The 20,531-nt window shown below is 69.1% G+C and carries 12 protein-coding genes and 1 riboswitch; of the genes, 5 read left to right on the top strand and 7 right to left on the bottom strand.

Annotated features, from left to right (window positions below; all coding sequences use genetic code 11):
- Positions 1–222: 222 nt before the first annotated feature.
- Positions 223–384, top strand: coding sequence for a hypothetical protein (locus ACVK00_RS17435; protein ID WP_006754390.1), 162 nt, complete (start codon positions 223–225; stop codon positions 382–384).
- 170 nt (positions 385–554) lie between these two features.
- Here ACVK00_RS17435 and ACVK00_RS17430 read toward each other — a convergent pair whose 3' ends face one another.
- Both ACVK00_RS17430 and ACVK00_RS17425 read right to left on the bottom strand, forming a co-directional pair.
- Positions 555–1,922 carry an amino acid permease gene (locus ACVK00_RS17430; RefSeq protein WP_354122948.1) on the bottom strand — a complete coding sequence of 456 codons (1,368 nt, stop codon included), beginning with the start codon at positions 1,920–1,922 and terminating at the stop codon, positions 555–557.
- 307 nt (positions 1,923–2,229) lie between these two features.
- Positions 2,230–4,521 carry an FUSC family protein gene (locus tag ACVK00_RS17425; RefSeq protein ID WP_284895276.1) on the bottom strand — a complete coding sequence of 764 codons (2,292 nt, stop codon included), beginning with the start codon at positions 4,519–4,521 and terminating at the stop codon, positions 2,230–2,232.
- 180 nt (positions 4,522–4,701) lie between these two features.
- Here ACVK00_RS17425 and recC point away from each other — a divergent pair, with 180 nt between their 5' ends.
- From recC to arfB, 4 genes are read left to right on the top strand one after another with little or no spacing between them, the layout of a single operon-like run.
- A complete protein-coding gene (gene recC / locus ACVK00_RS17420; protein WP_456826955.1) occupies positions 4,702–8,040 on the top strand; it encodes an exodeoxyribonuclease V subunit gamma in 3,339 nt (1,112 codons plus the stop codon).
- The gene (gene recB, locus ACVK00_RS17415; protein ID WP_284895277.1) at positions 8,037–11,741 is read left to right on the top strand and encodes an exodeoxyribonuclease V subunit beta; all 3,705 of its coding nucleotides are present in this window, start codon (positions 8,037–8,039) and stop codon (positions 11,739–11,741) included. The genes recC and recB overlap by 4 nt, the downstream gene beginning before the upstream one ends.
- Positions 11,738–14,044: an AAA family ATPase gene (locus tag ACVK00_RS17410; RefSeq protein WP_284895279.1), complete on the top strand. Its 2,307-nt coding sequence runs from the start codon at positions 11,738–11,740 to the stop codon at positions 14,042–14,044. Before recB ends, ACVK00_RS17410 begins: the two co-directional genes overlap by 4 nt.
- Complete coding sequence (gene arfB / locus ACVK00_RS17405; RefSeq protein ID WP_228907218.1) at positions 14,041–14,445, top strand: alternative ribosome rescue aminoacyl-tRNA hydrolase ArfB; 405 nt, start codon at positions 14,041–14,043, stop codon at positions 14,443–14,445. Before ACVK00_RS17410 ends, arfB begins: the two co-directional genes overlap by 4 nt.
- A 24-nt stretch (positions 14,446–14,469) precedes the next feature.
- Here arfB and ACVK00_RS17400 read toward each other — a convergent pair whose 3' ends face one another.
- The 5 genes from ACVK00_RS17400 to thiC all read right to left on the bottom strand — a co-directional run bounded on the left by ACVK00_RS17400 (position 14,470) and on the right by thiC (position 20,133).
- Positions 14,470–15,750, bottom strand: a complete 1,281-nt coding sequence (locus ACVK00_RS17400) for an EAL domain-containing protein (RefSeq protein ID WP_228907219.1) — start codon at positions 15,748–15,750, stop codon at positions 14,470–14,472.
- Between the two features lie 484 nt (positions 15,751–16,234).
- The gene (locus tag ACVK00_RS17395) at positions 16,235–17,161 is read right to left on the bottom strand and encodes a DMT family transporter (RefSeq protein WP_284895282.1); all 927 of its coding nucleotides are present in this window, start codon (positions 17,159–17,161) and stop codon (positions 16,235–16,237) included.
- Positions 17,162–17,303: 142 nt separating this feature from the next.
- On the bottom strand, positions 17,304–17,552 hold the full coding sequence (locus tag ACVK00_RS17390) for a hypothetical protein (protein ID WP_284895283.1): 249 nt from the start codon (positions 17,550–17,552) through the stop codon (positions 17,304–17,306).
- 199 nt (positions 17,553–17,751) lie between these two features.
- Positions 17,752–17,964, bottom strand: coding sequence for a glycine zipper 2TM domain-containing protein (locus tag ACVK00_RS17385; protein WP_006754219.1), 213 nt, complete (start codon positions 17,962–17,964; stop codon positions 17,752–17,754).
- Between the two features lie 237 nt (positions 17,965–18,201).
- Positions 18,202–20,133: a phosphomethylpyrimidine synthase ThiC gene (thiC, locus tag ACVK00_RS17380; RefSeq protein WP_006754218.1), complete on the bottom strand. Its 1,932-nt coding sequence runs from the start codon at positions 20,131–20,133 to the stop codon at positions 18,202–18,204.
- A gap of 124 nt (positions 20,134–20,257) precedes the next feature.
- A riboswitch (TPP riboswitch) is annotated at positions 20,258–20,374 on the bottom strand.
- Positions 20,375–20,531 lie beyond the last annotated feature (157 nt).

The following is a 20,531-nucleotide window of genomic DNA, read 5'->3' as shown; positions in this document are numbered from 1 at the left end:
GGACGAAGAGGCGTTCCGGGGCGTGCCTGCCGCCCGAGCGACCCGAAACATTACAAAACGAAAGATTTCGGATTCTAGATTGAAATGGGAATGATTATCAAATGAAAGGTGCCGGAAAGCTGGGCGGAAGGCGGGATGAGGAGGGGCGTAACGGGGCGTCGCGGCGCGGGCGCAAGCGCGTAGAATGCCCGCTTCAACGAATTCGACGGAGCAGGACCGACCATGAACGATCAGCGCAAGAAGAACCCTGTCCGCAACGTGAGCATCCTGATCGTCGTGGCCGTGCTGCTCGTGATCGGGACGATCGCGTACAACGCGATCTCGCAGAAGCACGCGTACGACGAGGCCCATCCGGCGGAGGCCGCGAGCGCCGCGTCGCACTGATGCCGGCACGGCCGGCATGATCGCTGCGGCCCGGTTGGCTGGGGCGCAAGCGACGTGCGGGAACGGCGGGAGGAGCGGGGAAGCGGCGGACGACGCGCGATGCGCCGCGTCGCGCCGGGACAGACGCGGGCGCCGGACCCGGCGCGCCGCATGGAAAGGTCAGTCGTGCGTCAACGTGACGCAGGCGCGAACTTCGGGCGGATCCGTGCGTAGAACACGACCGCGAGCAGCACGAGCCATCCCGCGCCGACGTAGAGCGCGACGCGCGTGTCATCGAACCAGCCGAGCATCACGATCACGAAACCCATGAACGCGATCGTCAGCGCGGGCGCGACGGGCCACAGCGGCACCTTGAACTTCAGCGCGGCGACTTCCGCGCTCGACAGGCGACGGCGCATCGCAACCTGCAACAGCAGGATCATCAGCCACACCCACACGGTCGCGAACGTCGCGATCGCCGCGACCACCAGGAACACGTCCTTCGGCATCAGGTAGTTGAGCACCACGCCGACCAGCAGCGCGCCGGCCATCACGAGCACCGTGACCCACGGCACGCCGTGCCGCGACGTCGTCATCAGCACGCGCGGCGCCTGGCCCTGCCGCGCCATCCCGAACATCATCCGGCCCGCGCCGAAGATGTCGCTGTTGATCGCCGAGATTGCCGCGCTGATCACCACGAGGTTGAGGATCGTCGCGGCCGACTTCACGCCGAGCGCCGAGAAGATCTGCACGAACGGGCTGCCGTCGCTGCCGACGCCGGTCCACGGGCTGATCGACATCAGCACGACCATCGTCAGCACGTAGAACAGCAGGATGCGCGCGGGCACCGCGTTGATCGCGCGCGGAATCACGCGCTCCGGATCCTTCGCCTCGCCGGCGCTCATCCCGATCACCTCGATGCCGCCGTACGCGAAGATCACGACCGACAGCGAGGCGATCAGCCCGCCGATCCCGTTCGGGAAGAAGCCACCATGGTTCCACAGGTTCGCGAATGTCGGCACGTCGGCCGAATGGCCGAAGTGCATGCCGGTCAGCAGGATCGCGACGCCGCCGCCGATCATCGCGACGATCGCGCCGACCTTGATGATCGACAGCCAGAATTCGAGCTCGCCGAACACCTTCACGTGGCACAGGTTCAGCCCGCAGATGACCGCGACGACGCCGAGCACCCAGATCCATTGCGGCACATCCGGAAACCAGAAGCTCATGTAGATGCCGAACGCGGTGATGTCGGCGATCGCGACGATCACCATTTCGAGCGTGTAGGTCCAGCCGGTGACGAAGCCGGCGAACGGGCCGAGGTTTTCGGTCGCGTAGTGGCCGAACGAGCCGGCGACGGGTTCGCGCACGGCCATCTCGCCGAGCGCGCGCATCACCATGTAGACGGCCGCGCCGCCCAGGATGTAGGCCAGGATCACCGCCGGGCCCGCGAGCTGGATCGCGGACGCCGAGCCGTAGAACAGGCCGGTGCCGATCGCCGAGCCCAGCGCGAGAAAGCGGATGTGCCGTGCGCTCAGATGGCGCTGCAAGTTCTTCATCGAGTCTCCGATATCGTTATGCGACGGACCGGGGGAGCAGGGCCGGCCCGGTCGGCTCAAGTTGTCTATACAACTTAAATGTGAACGAATGATAACAAGCCCGGCCATGTGACCGGAATCGGGTATTCCCTGACTGGCGCAACCGGTTGAATCGCGGGTGGGACAAACGCGCGGCGCGCGCACGGGCCGCGGGGGGCGGGTGGGTCATGCTGCGGAACGGTATTGCGGGAGCGGGGAAGCGGTGGAGCGCCGCCGGCCGGCCCGCTTGCATGCGCGGCCGGCCGGCGGCGGGAACGACGTCATGCGGTCATGCGGGCAGGCGGATGACGCTCGCGTCCTTGCGGATCAGCAGCGACGACGCGAGCATCTGCTTGCACTGGTGCGCGAGCACCTTCAGGTCGTGCGTGAGCTCGGCGCCCACCGCGTCGGATTTTTCCGCGGACACGACCATCGCGTCGAGGTCGCGCGTGATCTGCTTCGTCGCGTCGAGCTGGTCGGCCGGCGGCGGCTCGCCGGCTTCCGCCTTCTCGAGGTTCTCCAGCACGGCGGACAGGCCGCGGTGCAGCGCGTCGTCGTGGACGAGGTTCTCGTCGGCCGCGCACGCGCTGCGGATCAGCGGCGCGGCGGCGGTGATCTGCGCGCCGAGCACGTGCGTCTGCACGAGCAGGTCGTTCAGCTCCGGCACGAAGCGCTGGTGCGCCTTCGGCTCGATCATCATCCGCTGGAACGCCTGGCCGAGGTTCGCGAACGCGATGTGCACGTCCTTGCGCGCGAGGCGGTAGCGGTAGTCGTCGTCGAGGGCGGTGGTGGGCGCTTCGATCGCCGCGGCGATGACCGGCACGACCGCCGCGCCGTCGGCGGTCGGCACGGGCGGCGGCGATGCGCCGCGTCCGGCGCGCCACACGGCCTCGAAATACTTGCGGGTCGACGTCAGCATGTCGGTGACGAGCTTGCCCATCAGCCGGTATTCCCAGTACGGGAACAGGCGGCTCGCGGCGATCGCGATCATGCAGCCGACCACGGTGTCGATCGCGCGCTCGCCGATGATCCGCATGCTGCCCGGCGCGAGCAGGTGGAACATCAGCAGCACGTACGACGACGTGAACACGACGCTCGCCGCGTAGTTGAACAGCAGCAGGCTGTAGCTCATCACCATCGAGCCGAACATGATCGCGATCAGCAGGTGCGGCTCCTTCACCGTGTAGATCAGCGCGATGCTCGCCGCGCAGCCGATCAGCGTGCCGACGATCCGCTGCGCATTGCGCTGCTTGGTGAGCGAGTAGCCGGGCTTCAGGATGATGATGGTCGTCATCACGATCCAGTATGCGTTCGTGAGCGGCAGCAGCCGGCCGAGCCAGAAGCCGACCGCCACCGCGATCGTCACGCGCAGCGCGTGGCGAAAGCTCGGCGAGCGCATGTTCAGGTTCGAGAAGATCAGGAGTGGCGACATCCGGCGCCGCTGCAGGAAGCGCGTGAGCGCCTTGTCGATCTTCAGTTCCATCTGCTGCGGGTCGGCGTGGCCCGACAGGTTGCGGCGCATCCGGTCGATCAGGCGCGTCGCGCTCCAGATGCGCCGGAACGTCGCGAGCACGGCCGCGTACGCTTCCGCATTGCTGGCCGGGAAGTTCTTCTTGCGCATCAGCTCGATCTCGTACTCGATCGCGCGCAGTTCGGCCTTCACGCTGATTCGCGAATGCGGCGCGCGGTTTTCGAGCACCGCGAGGCCGATCTGCTCGAGATCGGCGGCTGCCTTGCGGATCAGGTCGCGATAGAAAATGATCAGGTCCGAGCCGCCGAACGTGTTGCGCACCAGCGGATAGTCGGTGTGCGCACCGACGAACAGCTCGTGCAGGTCGACGCTGTTGATGAACAGGTTGTACATCGTCGCGCGGCCGGGATCGAGCTTGCCGCGACGCAGCTTCGGCAGATTGCGCAGCACGATGTCGCGCGCGGTTTCCTGCGTTTCGACCGCGGTGATCTGCTTCGCGACGAGGTTGCGGTAGCACTCGTCGAGATCGGCGTCGAGATCGTAGAACTGCGCGCGCGCGAGCAGGTAGTCGGCGCATGCGAACAGGCTTTCGGCAAGCGCCTGCTGTTCGATCCGGCGCGCCTGCCATTGCGACACGAGCGTCGCCCAGTACGTGTACCAGAGGCCGCCCGCGAGAATCCAGCCCGCGTTGACGAACGCCTGCAGCGGCGTGAAGTTCTCCTCGAGCGTCATCACCATCATGAACAGCGTCGCGAAGCTGATCTGCGGCCAGCGGTTGCCGTAGACGACGATCAGCGACAGCACGAACGTGAGCGGCACGATCGTCAGCCACAGGCCGAAGATGTTCGGGGTGGCGAGGCCGGTCGCGAGCGCGGCCAGGAAGCCGATCACGCTGCACGCGAGCATTTCGTTGTGCTTGTACTTCAGCGGGCCCGGCATGTCGACGACGCACGCGCCGAGCGCGCCGGTCGAGATCGTGAAGCCGAGCTCGCGGTTGTGAAACACGATCAGGCACAGCACGGCCGGCAGCGACACGCCGACCGCGATCCGCAGGCCGCCGAAAAAGTACTGGCTGTAGAGAAACTTTCTGATTTCGACCGAATAGCGCATCGATGGGCTGAATGACAGACGAAGACGCCGGGGCGGCGTATGGACTGGCGACGAGTCTATCGTATTTCGCGGTCCGCAAAACCTGGCCTTTCGGCCGAGCTTCGTCGTGACGGTCCTTTTGCTATCCTTGGTGCTTCTGTTCGCCCGGCCCGGCCGGCGCGACGCTTCGACACCCGCTTGATGCTCCATCTCTTCTATTCGAACCGTCACGAAACGCTCGCCGACGCGCTGCTCGACGACCTGGCCGCGTTCCCGGCCCGCAACGGCCCGTGGGCGCCGCAGCAGGTCATCGTGCCGAGCGCGGCGCTGCGTCGCCGTCTCGAGCTCGACATCGCCGCGCGCCACGGCGTGTGCGCGAACGGCGAGTTCACGTATCTCGCGCAATGGCTGTGGGCGCAGATCGGCCGCGTGCTGACGGTGCCCGCACGCTCGCCGTTCGCGCCCGACCGCCTCGTGTGGCGCTGCTACCGGTTGTTCGCGCAGGCCGCGGGCGGCGCGCCGTGGTTCGCGTCGCCGCGGCTGGCCGCGTATCTGTCCGCGTCCGACGACGCGATGCGCTACGAGCTGGCGCAGCGCGTCGCGGCCGTGCTCGATCATTACCTGACCTATCGGCCCGAATGGCTGGCCGCGTGGCAGGCCGGCGAGTCGGTGCTCGCGGGCGACGCCGCGCCGCGCGGGATCAGCGATGCCGCACGCGACGACGAGCACTGGCAGGCCGCGCTGTGGCGCGCGCTGCTCGCCGAGCTGAGCGACAGCGGCACGCCGCCCGCGCATCGCTTCCTCGTGGAGGCGCGCAACCTCGATGCCGAAACCGTCGCGCGCGCCGACTGGCCGGAATCGGTCAGCGTGTTCGCGCTGCCGACGATGCCGCCGCTGCACGTCGCGCTGCTGCGCGAGCTGTCGCGCTGGATCGACGTGCGCGTCTATGCGCTCAACCCGTGCCGCGAATTCTGGTTCGACATCGTCACCGCCGCGCATGCCGAGGCGCTCGATGCGGCCGGCCGGCTCGACTACCAGCAAGTCGGCCATCCGTTGCTCGCGGAGTGGGGCCGGCAGACGCAGGCGCAGCTGCACATGCTGCACGAACTGACCGAAAGCGCCGCGTTAGGCGACGCGTCCCGTTTCGTCGGCAATCCCGCGCCGACCTGGCTCGCGCGTGTGCAGAACGCGATCCTCGACCTGCAGCCGGAAGCCGAACTCGGCGACCCGCCGGCCGAGCGCGGGATCGAGGTGCACGTGTGCCACAGTCTCGCGCGTCAGCTCGAGGTGCTGCATGACCGCCTGCTCGCGTGGTTCGACGCCGACGCGACGCTGCAGCCGTCCGATGTGCTGGTGGCGGTCGCCGATCTCGCGGCGGCCGGGCCGTTGATCGACGCGGTGTTCGGCACGGCGGGCGCGGGCGGCGCGCGCGTGCCTTACCGGATCACCGGCCTGCCGCCGTCGCAGGCGAATCCGGTCGCGCGCGTGCTGCTCGAATGGCTCGCGTTGCCGGAGCGGCAGGTCGGCGCGCCGGAGCTGGTCGAATGGCTGCGCGTTGACGCGGTGGCCGCCCGTTACGGCATCGACGCAGCCGCGCTCGAGACGGTGCAGACCTGGCTCGCGGCCGCCGGCGCGCGGCGCGGGCTGTCGCCGACGGCGAGCGACGATGCGGCGGTGCCGACGCCGCGCCATACGTTCTCCGATGCGCTCGCGCGGCTCTTCCTCGGCTATGCGATGCCGGAAGGCGCGGCACCCGTCGGCGCGTGGCTGCCGATCGAGGCGGCCACCGGCAGCGAGGCCGAACTACTCGGCCGGCTCGCGCGCTTTACCGACGATCTCGACGGCTTCGCGCGGCGGCTCGCCAGCGCGCATACGCCGCGCGCATGGAGCGAACTGTTCGCCGACACCCTCGCGCGCTTCTTCGATTCCGGCGCCGCGTATGCGGATGCGCTCGCGGGCGTGCGCGACGCGCTCGACGCGATGCTTGCCGCGATGACGGAAGGCGCGCCCGACGAGGCCTTGCCCGCGGCCGTCGTGCGCGCGGGGCTGACAGCCGCGCTCGACGATCCCGCGCGCGGCGGGGTGCCGTGGGGCGGCGTCACGTTCTCGTCGCTGACGAGCTTGCGCGGCTTGCCGTACCGCGTCGTGTGCCTGCTCGGCATGGACGACGGCGTGCTGCCGAGCCTCGCGCGCGCGGACGAGTTCGACCTGATGGCCGTCCTGCCGAAGCTCGGCGACCGGCAGCGCCGCGACGACGAGCGCAACCTGTTTCTCGACCTGCTGCTCGCCGCGCGCGACCGGCTGCTGATTGCCTATACGGGGCGAAGCATTCGCGACAACGCGCCGTTGCCGCCCGCGGCGCTCGTCGACGAACTGCTCGACCATCTCGCGCTCGTCACGGCCGGCGCGGACACCGCACCGGGCGCGGTCGATGCCGCGCGGCGCACGTTCATCGTCGAGCATCCGCTGCAACCGTTCGCGGCCGAGTATTTCCGGCCCGGCAGCGAACTGGCCTCGTACGACGCCGAGCGCGCGACGCTCGCGTCGCTGCTGGCGGCCGAAGCCGCGCGCGACGCGACGCGCGAGCAGCCGTTCTTCGCGCAGCCGCTGCCGGCCGAGCCGGTCGAGCCCGTTGCATTCAACGAATTCGAACGTTTCTGGCGGCATCCGGCCCGCGCGCTGCTGCGTGCGCGGCTCGGCATCGTGTTGTCCGACGCGCAGGCCGAACTGCTCGACACGGAGCCGTTCGCACTCGACTTCGCCGGCAGCGACGCGCTCGCCGAGCGCGTGCTGCCGCTCCTGATCGAGTCGGATGAAGACGGCGTGCACGATCATGCGCTGCGCATCGCAGACGCCAGCCCGGAACTGCCCGGCGGCGCGACGGGTGCCGTCTGGCGCGACCAGGCGCTCGGCTCGATGACGCAGCTTGCGTCGAACGTGCGTCGTGCGCTGGCCGACGGCATGGAGCGGCGGCCGTTCACGCTTGCGATCGCGCCCGCATGGCCCGACACCGACCAGGCGCTGTTCGGCGCCGATGACGCGATGCTGTCAGGCGACGCGGTGAGTGCGCCGCTCGAATTGCACGGCACGCTGAACCGGCTGACGCCGGCGGGCCAGATCATCTATCGCTATGCGCGGCCGAGCGCACGTGACTACCTGTCTGCGTGGCTTGCGCACCTCGTCTATTGCGCGGTGGAGCCCGACGGTCCGCGTCGCACGCTGTGGTTCGGCAGCGGCGGCGCGTTCGAACTCACGCCGGTCGCTGCGCCGCTCGAGCGTCTCGCACCGCTCGCCGCGCTGTTTCGCGCGGGGCGGCGCATGCCGCTGCGGTTTTTCCCGCGCAGCGCATGGGCACGCGTTTCTGACGGCGAGGCGAAGGCCGCGAGCGTCTGGATCAACGAGCGCGTGGTGAGCGAAGCCGACGATCCGGCCATCGCGATCGCATGGCGCGGCGCCCATCCGTCGCTCGACGAGCCGTTCGGCACACTTGCGCGACTCGTGTTCGAGCCGATGCTGGAACACCTGAAGGAGCTCGCATGAGCGCCGCATCACAGCCGCAGGCGGCGCTCGAACTCGACGTGTTCGCGTGCCCGCTCGACGGCGTCAACCAGATCGAGGCGTCGGCCGGTACCGGCAAGACGTGGAACATCTGCGCGCTGTACGTGCGCCTGCTGCTCGAGAAGGATCTCGGCGCGGACGAAATCCTCGTCGTGACCTTCACGAAGGCCGCGACCGCCGAACTGCACGAGCGGATCCGCGGGCGGCTCGCGCAGCTCGCGCATGCGCTCGACACCGGTGACGACGGCGGCGATCCGTTCGTCGCGCGCCTGCTCGAGACGACGCTCGGTGACGCCGGCACGCTCGACCCCGAGACTGCCGCGAAGCGGATCCGGCGCGCGTTGCGTGCATTCGACCAGGCGGCGATCCACACGATCCACGCGTTCTGTCAGCGTGCGCTGCAGGAAGCACCGTTCGCGGCCGCGATGCCGTTCGCGTTCGACATGCAGGCCGACGATGCAGCGCTGCGCTTCGAACTCGCGGCGGACTTCTGGCGCACGCGCGTCGAACCGATGGCCGCGCGCTGGCCCGGCTTCGCGACGTGGCTCGTCGATTCGGGCGCGGGCCCGGCCGCGCTCGACGCCCAGCTTGCGCGCCGGTTGAAGAAGCCGCTCGCCGCGCTGCGCTGGGACGGCGTCGTCGAACCGGACGAATCGGCGGAGGCCGCTGCCGCCGAGTGCTTTGCGGAGGCGGCGCGGATGTGGGCCGACGAGCGCGATGCGATCGACGCGTTGCTGCGCGCCGCGCAGCCCGCGCTCAACCAGCGCTCGCACAAGCCCGACGCGCTCGCCGATGCACTCGCCGCATGGAGCGCGCATTTCGCGCAGGGCGATCCCGCGGCCGCGCTGCCGAAGGCGGCGCTCAAGCTCACGCGCACCGCGCTCGCGAAGGCGACGAAAAAGGGCGGCGTGACCCCCGAGCACGCGTTCTTCGACGTGGCCGACGCGCTCGAAGCGGCGGTGGCTGCGGCCGAGGCCACGCAGCGCGCCCGCTGGCTCGCGCTGATCGCCGACTGGCTCGACATCGCGCCGGGCGAACTGGCCGAACGCAAGCGTACGCGTCGCGTCGTGTCGTTCGACGACCTGCTCACGAACCTGTATCACGCGCTGCACGCGCACCCGTGGCTCGCCGAGACGCTGCGCGCGCGCTATCCGGCCGCGCTGATCGACGAATTCCAGGATACCGACCCGCTGCAGTTCGCGATCTTCAACCGGATCTTCGCGCCGGGCGGGCCGCTCTTTCTCGTCGGGGACCCGAAGCAGGCGATCTACAGCTTCCGCGCGGCGGATCTGCATACCTATCTCGCCGCACGGGCAAGCGCGAGCGCGTGCTATACGCTCGCGGTCAACCAGCGCTCGACGCCGGCGATTGTCGACGCGTGCAACCGCTTCTTCATGTCGAACCCGCGTGCGTTTGTGCTCGACGGGCTCGACTATTACGCGGTGCGCGCCGGCACGCGCGTGCGTGCACCGTTCGTCGACGCAACCGATCCGGGCCCGGCCGGCGATTTCCGGATCTGGACGCTGCCGGGCGGCGATGGCACGCTGCTCAAGCGCGATGCGCAGGCGCAGGCCGCCCAGGCGTGCGCGGCCGAGATCGCCCGGCTGATGCGCGGCGCGCGCGAAGGGCATGCGCGGCTCGGCGATACGCCGCTGTCGCCGGGCGACATCGCGGTGCTGGTGCAGACGCACCGGCAGGGCAGTCTCGTAAAGCGCGTGCTCGCCACGTGGGGTATCGGCAGCGTCGAGCTTGCGCAGGCGTCGGTGTTTTCGACCGGCGATGCGGAGCAGCTCGAGCGCGTGCTGGCGGCGATCGACGCGCCGGGCGACTTGCGGCGCTTGCGTTCGGCGCTGGCCGCCGACTGGTTCGGCCTCGATGCCGGTGCGCTGTGGCGGATGGAGCAGGGCGACGGCGACGCGTCGCGCGAAGCGGCTGACAGCGCGGACGCGATGAGCTGGGTCGAGCGCTTCTCGCGCTATCGGCTGCTGTGGCGCGAACGCGGCTTCGCCGTGATGTGGCGCACGTTCACGCGCGAGCTGCGCATCGCCGAGCGGCTGATGGCCGGCGCGGACGGCGAGCGCCGCGTGACCGACATCAACCATCTGGCCGAACTGACGCAGGCGCGCGCGTCCGCGCAGCCGGGCATCGCGCCGACGCTGCGCTGGCTCGCCGCGCAACGGCTCGACGGTGGCGGCGAGGAAGCCCAGCTGCGCCTCGAATCCGATCGCAACCTCGTGCAGATCGTGACCGTGCACAAGTCGAAGGGCCTCGAATACGCAGTCGTGTTCTGTCCGTTCCTGAACGACGGCGGGCTGCGCGAGCCGCCCGCGTCGGGGTTGCCGGATGCGCGCGAGTATCACGACGACGCGGGCGACGCCGTGCTGCATTACGGGTGCGACGACGAAGCCGCCGCGCATGCCGCGCGCCAGGCGCTGCGCGAACAGGCGGCGGAACGCGCGCGGCTCGTCTACGTGGCGCTCACGCGCGCCGTGTATCGGTGCTATCTCGTCGCCGGGCCTTATCTGTCGTCGCGCTCGACCCGCGAGGCACGGCGCAGCGTGCTGAACTGGCTCGTGGCCGGAGCGGGCCAGTCGTTCGACGCGTGGCTCGACGAGCCGCCCGACGAAGCGGTGCTCGACGCTGCGTGGCAAGCGCTGGCCGGCGGCCCGGTGAGCGTTGCACCGTTGCCGGTGCCGGCTCGGCGCGAACGGCTCGCGGCCGGCCACGATGCAACGCAGACGCTCGCGGCACGCCATGCGACGCGCGTGCTGCGCGACGCGTGGCGGATGGCGAGCTTCAGTTCGCTGACGGCGTCGATGGCGCGCGAGGAGGCGGGCGTCGCGGTCGTGCCGGACGACGAGCTTCGGCCCGATCACGATGCGCTTGCCGCCGTGGCGCCGGACGGTGCATTTGTCGCGGTCGACACGGTCGCCACCGAGCCGCCGGACGACGACATCCTCGTGTTTCCGCGCGGTGCGGCAGCGGGCGAGTGTCTGCACCGCCTGTTCGAACTCAGCCGCTTCACGGAGCCCGATTCGTGGCATCAGGCAGCGCTTGGCGCGCTGCATGACCGGCCGGTCGAGGCCGAGCCCGAACTCGCGACGCGTCTGCCGGCGATGATGGCGCGGCTCGTCGACGATGTCGTGCGTACGGAGCTCGTGCCGGGCATGCGGCTTGCGGATCTCGACCCCGCCAGGCGGCTCGACGAAATGGGCTTCCTGTTCCCGGCGCCGTCGCTCGAGCTGGGCGCGCTGCGCCGGCTGCTGGTTGCGCACGGCTATCCGGACGTTGCGCTTGACTCGGGCATGCTCGCCGGTTTCATCAAGGGTTTCATCGACATGATCGTCGAACACGACGGCCGGTTCTGGATCGTCGACTGGAAGTCGAACCATCTCGGCAATACGCCGGATGCGTACGGCCCGCGCGCGCTCGACGTCGCGATGGCCGATCACGCGTATCACCTGCAGGCGCTGCTCTATACGGTCGCGCTGCATCGCTATCTGCGCGGGCGGCTGCCCGACTACGACTACGACACGCATATGGCGGGCTACCTGTACCTGTTCGTGCGCGGCGTGCGGCCCGACTGGCGCAGCGGCGGCGAACCGGCCGGCGTGCATGCGCGGCGGCCCGCGCGCGAACTCGTCGACGCACTCGACCGGATGATGGAAGGGGGCCGCGCATGAACGCGTCCGACGATACGCTCGAATTCACCGGCGGCCTCGTCGCGCGCCTGCCCGAGCCCGCGGATTTCGGCATCGCGCTCGCGGAAGGATTCGCGCGCCGCATGGGTGACCTGTCGCGCCGCGCGGGTGCGCCGGCCGTGGCCGCCCGCTGGGCGGCGCGTGCCGCGTTCGCGACGAGCCGGGCGACCGCGGGCGGCCACGTGTGCGTGTCGCTCGGCGCGCTCGCGCAGCGCTACGAGGAATCGGTCGACGACGTGCGCGCGGCGCTTGCCGCGAGCGGCGTCGTGGCGTTCGGTACGCTCGCGCGCGGCGCCGAGCGGCCGTTGATCGTCGACCGGCACGACCATCTGTATCTGTCGCGCTATTTCGACTACGAACGGCGGCTCGCCGATGCGCTCGTCGCGCAGGCCGGCGTCGCCGCACCGGGCGACGCGCTGGCGCCCGAGCGCTTGCGCGACAGTCTTGCGCGTTACTTCGGGCCCGCGACCGGCGAAGTGGACTGGCAGCGCGTCGCGGCGATCGTTGCGCTGACAGGGCGCGTGACGATCGTCAGCGGCGGCCCCGGCACCGGCAAGACCACGACCGTCGTCGGGGTGCTGGCTTGTCTGCTCGACGCGCATCCGGGGCTGCGCATCGCGCTGGCGGCGCCGACCGGCAAGGCCGCGCAGCGGATGCAGGAAGCGCTGCACGCGCGGGCGGGCGACCTGCCGCCGGAACTTGCCGCGCGCCTGCCCGACACGTCGTACACGCTGCATCGCCTGCTGGGCGGCGGCGGAGCGGCGGGCTTCCGTCATCACCGCGACAATCCGTTGCCGTATGACCTGATCGTCGTCGACGAGGCGTCGATGATCGACGTCGCGCTCGCCGCGCATCTGCTCGATGCGCTCGCGCCCGGCGCACGGCTCGTGCTGCTGGGCGACAAGGATCAGCTCGCCGCGGTCGAGGCCGGCGCCGTGTTCGCCGAACTCAGCGCACGGCCGACGTTTACCGCCGCGGCACGCACGCGCATCGCGGGTGCACTCGGGATCGACGAGGCGACTTTCGTCGCGGCGTTGCCGGTGCCGGACGGCGAGGCCGCGGCGGTTGCGGCGCCCACTCCAGCACCGGCCCCAGCGCCAGCCTCCGCGCCGATGTCGACGAGCGCTGCGCGCAAGCCGCCGGCGCGGCGGAACGTGGATACGCGCCAGGCGTCGCTGTTTGACGACGATCCGCAGGACGAAGCGATGTCCGCTACCGATGTCGCGCCGCCGGCCGCGTCGTTGCCACCTGCGGCGCCCGCACCGACCGACATCGACAGCGCGGCCGCCGATCCTGCATGGATCGAGGCCGACGAACTCGCGTGGCTCGACGCGGTCGAGCTCGCGCCATTCGATCCGGCCGATGTGGCCAATGCAGCCGATTCGTCGCTTGCGTCGATCGTCGCAACGCGAGCCGACGACCACGCCGCTGCGTCGCTCGCGCCCGCACCGCTTGCAGACTGCGTCGTGTGGCTCGAACGCAATTACCGTTTCGGTCTCGATTCGCCGATCGGCCGCCTGTCGCTGGCGATCCGCCGCGGCGACGTGCAGGCCGCGCTCGATGCGTTGCCGACCGACGATGCCGCTGCCGCGTCGTTTCATGACGACGCGGGCGATACGCTTGCGACGTCGACGGTCGAGCGGCTCGCGCGCCGGTTCGGCGCGTACCTCGACGCATTGCGTACCGCGTTGTCCGAGCCGGTGCCCGATCCGTTGCCCTTGTTCGATGCGCTCAACCGCTTCCGGATCCTGTGCGCGACGCGCACGGGATCGCGCGGCGCCGAGCACGTCAATGCGCTGGTGGCCACGCACGTGCGACATGCCGCGCGCGTGCCACTCGCGGTCGGCGCACACTGGTTCACCGGGCGGCCGATCATGGTCACGCGTAACGACTATGCGCTCGGACTGTTCAACGGCGACATCGGCATCGCGTTGCCGGACGCGCACGGCGTGCTGCGCGTGTGGTTCCGGCGCGCGGACGGCACCGCGCGCGCCGTGTCGCCCGCCGCGCTGCCGCCGCACGAAACGGCGTTCGCGCTGACGGTTCACAAATCGCAGGGCTCCGAATTCGACGAGGCCGCGCTCGTGCTGCCGGCGTCGTTCGGGCGCGTGCTCACGCGCGAACTCGTCTATACGGCCGTCACGCGCGCACGCACGCGCGTGCAGGTGATCGGCCCGCGGCGCGTGCTCGCGCAGGCGGTCGCGACCCGCACGCAACGGGATTCGGGCCTGGCGGCCCGCGTCGATGAGGCGCTCGCGCGGCGTCGCCAGGAGCCGTCGCGATGATGATCCGCTACACACTCGATCCGGCCGAAGTCGAATGGACCGCCGTGCGCGCGCAGGGCGCGGGCGGACAGAACGTCAACAAGGTGTCGAGCGCGATTCACCTGCGCTTCGACATTCGTGCGTCGTCGCTGCCGCCCGTCATCAAGGAGCGGCTCCTCGCGCTGTCCGACCAGCGCATCACGCGCGACGGCATCGTCGTGATCAAGTCGCAGGAATACCGCACGCAGGAGAAGAACCGCGACGCGGCGCTCGCGCGGCTCGATGCGTTGATCGCCAGCGTCGCGTTCACGCCGCGTGCGCGGGTCGCGACACGCCCGACGCGCGCATCGAAGGAGCGGCGGCTCGAACACAAGTCGCGTCGCAGCGCGGTGAAGTCGGGAAGAGGGAAGGTGACAGACTGACGAAGGGCCGGGCCGCCGCGCCCGCTACCGCATCACGGTGCCCGCGCTGTCCAGCACGAAGTCGACGCAGAACACGACGAGGCGGCTTTGCGCGCGAATCGCGACGGCCGCGGTATAGCAGTCGCGGCCTTCGGTCAGCGAGAAGTGCGGGCCCATCAGCGCGACGCGTCCCGGCGCCGCGATCGCGCGCTGGAAGTAGGGGCGTCGCGACCAGTTGCTGTGTGTTTCCGGAAACAGCGGCGAGAGCCGGGTGCCGCCCGCCTGGCCGTCCTCGGGGGGCGCGCCGATCGACGGCAGGAACTGTTCGCCGATCTCGTCGGTGACGAACACGCGGCGCGCGGCCGGCACCGCGAATACGCGCTGTGCGGCGTCGTTCAGGTTGCCGCTCGCGGAAAACGCGGCCGCGCCGGCGAGCACGAGCCGCTCGATCGCGTCGAAGCCCGGCTGCTCGGCGCTCCCCGGCGTATGCCGCTGCGCGATGAAACGCTGCCACGCGGCATCGAGCATCGCGGGCGCCGCGGCGCTCGCATGTGCGATCGATCCATCGGGCTGGCCGAACTGGAAGCCCTGGACGAAATCGATATCGGCGTCCATCAGCGCTTGCAGTGCGTCGTCGCTTTCGACGCCCTCGGCGAGCACCATCGCGCCGGCCTGGTGGAGCATCGATACCAGGTGATGCATGATGCGGCGATCGTCGCCCGACCCGGTCGCGCGTTCGACGAGCGAGCGGTCGAGCTTGACGATATCCGGCCGTGCGCGCCACACGCGGTCGAAATTCGAGAATCCGGTGCCGAAATCGTCGATCGCGATCAGGAAGTCGCGATGCTGGATCATGTCGATCGTGCGGGCGAGCGCGGCTTCGTCGCGCGACGGCTGCTCGACGACTTCCAGCACGATGCGGTTAGGTGGCAGTGCGAAATGTCGGCACAGCGCCTCGACGAATTCGCGCTGCACGAGGCCCGAATCGAGCACGCGCGGCGTCACGTTCAGGAACAGCCAGCCGTCGCCGATGCCTTGCGCGACGAAGTTGGCCGTATGCAGGCAGCGCGCGAGCCGGTCGAGCAGCAACGCGTCGGCGGCCGCGCGCGTCTTGTCGAACAGCGCGACCGGCGACACCAGCGTGCCGTTCGCGTCCACGACGCGCAGCAGCGCTTCATAGCCGACCACGCGCTTGTGCGTGATCGACAGCACGGGTTGAAACACACTGCGCAGCGTCGTGTCGCGATACGTGGCGATCCAGCCGCTGGGCGTCGGCGTGAGGCGTTCGAGGAGGGATTCGAGCGAGAGGTCGCGGGAGGGCTTCATGTCAATGGCGCCCTGGCGCGCTCCGGGGGGGCGGTGTCGTGCCGCCACGCCGAAGCCGTCGCACGCGCAGGTGGACGCGAAAGAACGTGGCGCATCGTAACCGCCTTTGCGGATGAGTGTCCCGAGTGTAACGGGAATGGCGCGGCGCGCGTATCAGGGTAACTCCAGACGCAAACGCTACACTCGCACGTGGACGGGGCTGTCCGCCCGGGAGCATGCACCCAGCGAGGGCACCGGTCGAGCACGCGGCGACAGCGCAGCGTGCGTTGCGTGCGAAGAATGCGCGGGATTCGGAAAACGGAGGGGCCGGAAGGCCGCGCACCGCGCGCGTTCATCAGCCTTGGGTGAAAGGCGCCATGCTTCGGCGCGTACCGGTCGACGCGCGGTGCTCGAAGCCCGGGAACTGGCAACCGGCGCGTCACGCGAAACCGGCAACCGGCGGGGCGCCGGCCGCCACGCGCACCGCTCAGGCCGCTTAGTCAGCTCAGGCAGCTTCCTCGCCGCGCGGCCGGACCCCGGGAATCCGCTTGATCACCCCGGTCGCAAGCGCGGTGCCGACGAGCACGATCGCGCAGCCTTCGAGCATCACGACCGATACGTGTTCACTGAGGAACAGCGCGCCCCACAGCAGGCCGAACACCGGGATCACGAACGTCACGGTAATCGCGCGGGCCGGGCCGACATGCGCGATCAGGTAGAAGAAGATGAAATACGCGATGCCCGTGCAGGCGACGCCGAGCGCGAGCACCGCGCCCCACGCATGCGCGCTGACCGCCGCCGCAGGCCAGGTCGCGATTGCAAACGGCAGCAGCAGCACGGTCGAGCCGATCATGCTGCCGGTCGCATTGACGAGCGGATCGACGCCGCTGAGCTTGCGCTTCGTATAGTTGGCCGCGATGCCGTACAGCAGCGTCGCGCCGAGCGCGGCGACGGCGGCCAGCGCGGTCGCGCTGGCGCCGGTGCTGCCGTGCGCATTCGCGATCTGATCCCAAACGAGCGTGAGCACGCCGGCAAAGCCGATCACGAGGCCGAGCGAGCGCGGCAGCGACAGCTTGTCCTTCAGCCACACGTACGCGACGAGCGCGCCCCACAGCGGCGTCGTCGCGTTGATCACCGAGGTCACGCCGGCCGACAGCGTCAGTTCGGCATAGGCGAACAGGCAGAACGGCGCGCCCGAGTTCAGTACGCCGACGACGAACAATGGCCACGCATGCTGGCGCAGCCGTGCGCCGAGGTCGGCGGGCTTGAAACGCGTCAGCGCGAGGCCCGTCAGGAACAGCGCGCCGATGCCCACGCGCAGCGCCATCAGCGGCGCGACGCCGAATTCGGCGACGCCGATCCGGATGAACAGGAACGACGCGCCCCACAGGGCAGCAAGGACGGTCAGCAGAAAGGCGTTCTTGGGCGACATCGAGGGTGGCCGGCGAGGGGAAGGGATGCGCTGAATCTTACACCGCGTTACCACGCCGTCGTTTCACGATTGGATGAAACGACAAGAAACGGGAAATCCGTTCGCTGCCGCCGCGAACCGGCCGGATGGCCAGCTCGGTAGCTTAGTGATGGCGATGGCCGCCGCGTCCGCCGAAACCGAAGTTCAGCGATAGCGCAGGGCCCCAATAGCCGCCCCATGCCGGGGCATACGCGGGCGCCGGATAGTAGTACGCGGGGCCGGGGTCGACATACACGGGCGCGGGCTGCACCGGCGCCGCTGCGTAATAGCCGGACGGATAGTAGCCGTAAGGGTAGTAACAGCCGGCGAGTGTCGCGCACGCGAGCGTCGCGGCGACGAGGGGCTTGATCATGATGTTTCTCCGGCGGTGCCGGCAATCGGCAGATGCTTAAGCTTAGGCCGCACGGCGATGACACGGTGCGCAAAACGGTAACGGATCATTTCCGGGCATCGCTTGCGCCGGATGCGAAAACGGCGCTTCCGCACCGCGGAAACGCCGTCTGGTCAAAACTGAAACGTGCCGCGCGTCGCGCGGCACGCGCCGGACCGGCTTACTTGCCGATCTGGTTGCCGATGAGGCCGCCGGCCGCCGCGCCGCCCAGCGTCGACAGCGCGTTGCCGCCGATCGCCGCGCCGGCTACGCCGCCGACACCCGCACCGATTGCCGTATCGCGCTGGCGCCGTGACATCGAATCGCAGGCCGACAGGCTGGCCACCGTCGCGACGAGGAGCGCGTATACCCCAAAACGCCGAATCGAGTTCATGATCGTTGTCCTTGTGGTAGTGGGCGGAAGTCGCGCGACCCCCGGGTCGCGCATGACCCCAATCTACGCGCCGTCCCCATGCGCTGCTGTAAGGACTTGTTAAGGCTGGTACGGTTTCGTAATCAATTGTTTCCCGTGCTTGAGCAGGCATGCGTGATGCGGGCGAAAAAAAGCCCGCTCGAGAGCGGGCTTCCTGCAGTGCGTCACGATGCGATCCGTGCGGATCGCTGCGCGCGCTTACTGACGGTGATAGATCTCGGCACCGGTCTTCACGAACTCGACCGCCTTGACTTCCATCCCCTTTTTCAGCGCCTCGGTTTCCGACACGCCCTGTTGCGCCGCGAACTCGCGCACGTCCTGCGTGATCTTCATCGAGCAGAAGTGCGGGCCGCACATCGAGCAGAAGTGGGCGACCTTCGCCGAGTCCTTCGGCAGCGTCTCGTCGTGGAATTCGCGCGCCTTGTCCGGATCGAGGCCGATGTTGAACTGGTCTTCCCAGCGGAACTCGAAACGCGCCTTCGACAGCGCGTTGTCGCGCACCTGCGCGCCGGGGTGACCCTTGGCGAGGTCGGCCGCGTGCGCGGCGAGCTTGTACGTGATGATCCCTTCCTTCACGTCGTCCTTGTTCGGCAGTCCGAGGTGTTCCTTCGGCGTCACGTAGCACAGCATCGCGGTGCCGAACCAGCCGATCATCGCGGCGCCGATGCCCGACGTGATGTGGTCGTAGCCCGGCGCGATGTCGGTCGTCAGCGGCCCGAGCGTGTAGAACGGCGCTTCCTTGCACCAGTCGAGCTGGAGATCCATGTTCTCCTTGATCAGCTGCATCGGCACGTGGCCGGGGCCTTCGATCATTACCTGCACGTCGTGCTTCCACGCGATCTGCGTGAGCTCGCCGAGCGTCTTCAGTTCGCCGAGCTGCGCTTCGTCGTTCGCATCGTAGATCGAGCCGGGGCGCAGGCCGTCGCCGAGCGAGAAGCTCACGTCGTACGCCTTCATGATCTCGCAGATCTCTTCGAAGTGTTCGTACAGGAAGCTTTCCTTGTGATGCGCGAGGCACCACTTCGCCATGATCGAGCCGCCGCGCGACACGATGCCCGTCATCCGGTTCGCGGTGAGCGGCACGTACTGCAGCCGCACGCCTGCGTGGATCGTGAAGTAGTCGACGCCTTGCTCGGCCTGCTCGATCAGCGTGTCGCGGAAGATTTCCCAGGTGAGATCCTCGGCCTTGCCGTTGACCTTTTCGAGCGCCTGGTAGATCGGCACCGTGCCGATCGGCACCGGGCTGTTGCGGATGATCCACTCGCGCGTTTCATGGATGTGCTTGCCGGTCGACAGGTCCATCACGGTGTCGCCGCCCCAGCGGATCGCCCACGTCATCTTGTCGACTTCCTCGCCGATCGACGACGTGACGGCCGAGTTGCCGATGTTCGCGTTGATCTTCACGAGGAAGTTGCGGCCGATGATCATCGGCTCGGATTCCGGGTGATTGATGTTCGCGGGGATGATCGCGCGGCCGCGCGCGATTTCGTCGCGCACGAACTCGGGGGTGATCTCGGCGAGTGCGTTCGCGCCGAAGGCCGCGGCGCCGAACGCCTGGCCCGGGTGCTGGCGGCCCATCATCGCGGCGAGCTTCGCGCCGTTCGGGCCGCTCGACTTCAGGCTCTCGATGTACTCGGCGCGGCGCTGGTTCTCGCGGATCGCGATGTATTCCATTTCCGGCGTGATGATGCCCTGACGCGCGTAGTGCATCTGCGTGACGTTCTTGCCCGGCTGCGCGCGGCGCGGGTTGCGGTGCAGGCCCGGGAAACGCAGGTCGGCGGTGGCCGGGTCGGCCGCGCGCTCGAGGCCGTACTGGCTCGACAGGCCGTCGAGCACTTCGGTGTCGCCGCGCGCTTCGATCCAGCCCTGGCGCAGCGCGGGCAGGCCCGCGCGGATGTCGATCTTGGCGTCCGGATCGGTGTACGGGCCCGACGTGTCGTACACGTAGATCGGCGGATTCTTTTCGCCGCCGAAGCCGGTCGGCGTGTCGGCCTGCGTGATTTCACGCATCGGCACACGGATGTCGGGTTGCGAGCCGGTTACATAAACCTTGCGCGAATTGGGCAGCGGCGCGACGGCAGCGGCATCGACGTGGGCGTCGGCGGACAGAAACTTCGGATTGGCGTTCATGCAATCTCCTGTGTGAGCGCCGGACACGCGCTTCGGCGCTTGCCCGGAGCCCTTGACGAATGTGGGGCTCGAGCTAAGCAGGAGACGAGGTTTGGTGAGGCGGCGGATTTCGTCAGAAGGAAGGCGGCGAAATCCGTACGCTTCCCTGCGCTGGCATTATCCAGATCAGGTTCAAAGGGTATTTCTCACCCGCAATGCCGGTTGTTTGACCGAACGCATTGCAGGACCCCCGCGTTAGCAAGGGCACACGATACACCGGCTTCGCGGCGGTTTCAACCGGGGGCAGATCTTAGGCGATGGTGCGGCCGCAGCATCGCGGGCCGCGGGCGCGGCCGTCGCCCGGGCCGCCAGCAAGGCCGCCGCGGCGAAGCGGTGCAGCATCGCGGCCATTCAATTCC

The sequence above is a fragment of the Burkholderia sp. PvR073 genome, from assembly GCF_054055695.1.
This window is presented reverse-complemented; position numbering and strand designations above follow the sequence as displayed.

What these genes read in the sequence shown, in the direction of transcription:
- ACVK00_RS17435 (WP_006754390.1), top strand. Translation starts at nt 223, where the DNA reads ATGAACGATCAGCGCAAGAAGAACCCTGTCCGCAACGTGAGCATCCTG.
- ACVK00_RS17430 (WP_354122948.1), bottom strand. Translation starts at nt 1,922, where the DNA reads ATGAAGAACTTGCAGCGCCATCTGAGCGCACGGCACATCCGCTTTCTC.
- ACVK00_RS17425 (WP_284895276.1), bottom strand. Translation starts at nt 4,521, where the DNA reads ATGCGCTATTCGGTCGAAATCAGAAAGTTTCTCTACAGCCAGTACTTT.
- recC (WP_456826955.1), top strand. Translation starts at nt 4,702, where the DNA reads ATGCTCCATCTCTTCTATTCGAACCGTCACGAAACGCTCGCCGACGCG.
- recB (WP_284895277.1), top strand. Translation starts at nt 8,037, where the DNA reads ATGAGCGCCGCATCACAGCCGCAGGCGGCGCTCGAACTCGACGTGTTC.
- ACVK00_RS17410 (WP_284895279.1), top strand. Translation starts at nt 11,738, where the DNA reads ATGAACGCGTCCGACGATACGCTCGAATTCACCGGCGGCCTCGTCGCG.
- arfB (WP_228907218.1), top strand. Translation starts at nt 14,041, where the DNA reads ATGATGATCCGCTACACACTCGATCCGGCCGAAGTCGAATGGACCGCC.
- ACVK00_RS17400 (WP_228907219.1), bottom strand. Translation starts at nt 15,750, where the DNA reads ATGAAGCCCTCCCGCGACCTCTCGCTCGAATCCCTCCTCGAACGCCTC.
- ACVK00_RS17395 (WP_284895282.1), bottom strand. Translation starts at nt 17,161, where the DNA reads ATGTCGCCCAAGAACGCCTTTCTGCTGACCGTCCTTGCTGCCCTGTGG.
- ACVK00_RS17390 (WP_284895283.1), bottom strand. Translation starts at nt 17,552, where the DNA reads ATGATCAAGCCCCTCGTCGCCGCGACGCTCGCGTGCGCGACACTCGCC.
- ACVK00_RS17385 (WP_006754219.1), bottom strand. Translation starts at nt 17,964, where the DNA reads ATGAACTCGATTCGGCGTTTTGGGGTATACGCGCTCCTCGTCGCGACG.
- thiC (WP_006754218.1), bottom strand. Translation starts at nt 20,133, where the DNA reads ATGAACGCCAATCCGAAGTTTCTGTCCGCCGACGCCCACGTCGATGCC.